Here is a 2436-nt window from a genome sequence, read left to right as displayed (position 1 = left end):
CCCCATGACCTACCCCAGCCCCCGCTACTTCGGCGAGACCGGCGAAATCAACGCGACCTTCCGGCCCGCGAACTCCACGCCCGAACTGATCACCGGCGGCGGCGCCTACCACTACCTGGCCACCAACACCTCCACCGACGGAGAGTTCGGCCTGTACCGGGTGGACATGAACGGCGCCCCCGGCGGGCCGAGCCTCCACTTCCACAAAACGATCTCCGAGTCGTTCTTCATACTGTCGGGCCGGATGAACCTGTTCGACGGCGAACGCTGGATCGAGGCCACCGAAGGAGACTTCCTCTACGTTCCCGTCGGCGGCCTGCACGCCTTCCGCAACGACTCCGGCGAACCGGCCTCCATGCTCATGCTCTTCGCCCCCGGCGCATCGCGGGAGGGCTACTTCGAGGGCATCACCGAACTGGCCGGCCTCAGCGACGAGGAGCGCACCAGGTTCTTCATCGAGCACGACAGCTACTTCACCGACATGCGGAAAGGCCCACAGGGAGGCTTCATCCGCAGAGCCTGACCAGTAGCAAGCGCCTCGGGATGAGGATCGTGAGATCCACCCTCCCGAGGCGCTTCGCGTCGCACGCTGTGCCGTCCGGCTTGGCGGTAATCGCGCCGAGCGACGACCGACGTGTGTAAGGTCGGCGGAGTCAATTGATGTCATACAGGTCAGCGCCGTGGTGGTCGGTGGGTGCGCTGGCGTGTCCGTCGTGCCACGGACGCGTCCGTACCCGGCCGGGTGGCGGATCGTGGTCCGGGGCACACCCCGACCCACCGGAGAGACCGAATGTCCGACCACCCATCCGCCCGGCCCGTCGACGTGATCGTCGTCGGTGCGGGCTTGGCGGGCCTGACCTGCGCCCGTGACCTCCACCACCATGGCCTGGACGTCGTCGTGCTGGAAGCCCGTGACCGAGTCGGCGGGCGCACGTTCAGCGTCGAGATCGACCGCCAGATCATCGAGCTGGGCGGGCAGTTCCTCGGCCCCGGCCAGGACCGCGCGTACGCCCTCGCGGCCGACCTCGGCGTGCGGGTCTTCCCGACCTACCGCGAGGGCGACCATCTGGTCGAGACCGCCGCCGGGCGAGTACGGCGCTACAGGGGCACCATCCCGCGGCTGAGCCCGCTCACCCTGCTGGACGCCGCCCAGGCGCAAGCCCGTTTCGAACGGCTCGCCCGAAGGATCGACACCGAAGCGCCCTGGCAGAGCCCCGGCGCAGCCGCTCTGGACGCGCAGACGCTCGAAACGTGGATCCGTCGCAACGCGCGAACCAGGTCCGGGCGGCGGCTGTTCACCATGGCATGCCAGGCGGTCTGGTCCTGCGAACCCGGCGAGATGTCCCTGCTCCACGCGCTCTTCTACGCCCGTTCCGCCGGAAGCCTGCAGCGCGTGATCGCCGTAGAGGGCGGCGCGCAGCAGGACCGCCTCGAGGGCGGGGCGCACGAACTGGCGGTCCGCCTCGCGCATCGGCTCGGTGACCGTGTCCACCTCAACATGCCGGTCGACCGCATCGTCCAGGACGAGCATGGCGTAGGGGTCACCACCGGCCGGGGTGCGACCTGGCGGGCGGCGCACGTCGTGGTGGCGATCCCGCCCACGTTGTCCGGCCGCATCACCTACCAGCCGCCGTTGTCGGCGGCCCGCGACGGGCTGACCCAACGGCTGCCCATGGGGAGCGTGATCAAGTACATGGCGGTCTACCCGGAGCCGTTCTGGCGCCGGGCGGGTCTCAGTGGCCAGGCCACAAGCCTGCGCGGGCCGATCAGCGCGGTCTTCGACAGCAGCCCGCGTTCGGGGGAGGCCGGCATCCTGCTCGGCTTCGTCGAAGGAGCCGAGGCCCGGTCCATGGCCATCCGGCCCGCACGCGACCACCGGGCGGCGGTCATCGACCAGCTGACGCGCTTGTTCGGCCCGCGGGCCGCGTCCCCGGAGGCCTACGTCCAGCAGGACTGGAGCGCCGAGCCGTTCACGCGCGGCGCCTACTCCGCCGTCTTCCCGCCCGGCGCCTGGACCCAGTACGGCCGCGCGCTCCGCCCCCCGGTGGGCCGCGTCCACTGGGCCGGCACCGAGACCGCCACCCGCTGGTACGGCTACATCGAGGGCGCCATCAGGTCAGGCGAAACGGCGGCGACCGCGGTCATCGCCTCCTGACCGCAACGGCACCTAGGCGACAGGGGCGGACCTCCGGCTACCGCCCGAATTCGTTCCGCCCCTCATGCGGCCGAGGTGTCCCGGCAGACGACCTCGAGGTCGGGGCACACGGTGTCGTCCTCCTTCGCGGGCCTGGCCCGACGCGTCATCATGCGGTCGCCGACGGCCACGAGCACGGCGGCGGCCGTGATCGCCGCCGCGGCCAGGAGCAGCGCCTGCCCGCCGACGCCCGCAGCGGTTCCCGCGATGGCCGTTCCGGCGGAGGCCAACGTGATCTTCAG

At 71.0% G+C, this 2436-nt stretch carries 3 protein-coding genes; 2 read left to right on the top strand and 1 reads right to left on the bottom strand.

The genetic code is table 11. The annotated features are described in order from the left end of the window. Nucleotides 1-523: cupin domain-containing protein (locus KIK05_RS46265; protein WP_443729139.1), on the top strand; the 523-nt coding region annotated here is incomplete at its 5' end. A 267-nt stretch (nt 524-790) separates the two neighbouring features. After that, nucleotides 791-2155, top strand: coding sequence for a flavin monoamine oxidase family protein (locus KIK05_RS46260; RefSeq protein ID WP_214417313.1), 1365 nt, complete (start codon nt 791-793; stop codon nt 2153-2155). A gap of 62 nt (nt 2156-2217) precedes the next feature. On the opposite strand, the gene KIK05_RS46255 is transcribed toward KIK05_RS46260, so the two are convergent. Then, nucleotides 2218-2436 (bottom strand): hypothetical protein (locus KIK05_RS46255; RefSeq protein ID WP_214417312.1); only part of this gene is annotated, 219 nt, incomplete at its 5' end.

Source organism: Sphaerisporangium fuscum, assembly GCF_018531465.1.
GTDB classification, from domain to species: domain Bacteria; phylum Actinomycetota; class Actinomycetes; order Streptosporangiales; family Streptosporangiaceae; genus Sphaerisporangium; species Sphaerisporangium fuscum.
This window is presented reverse-complemented; position numbering and strand designations above follow the sequence as displayed.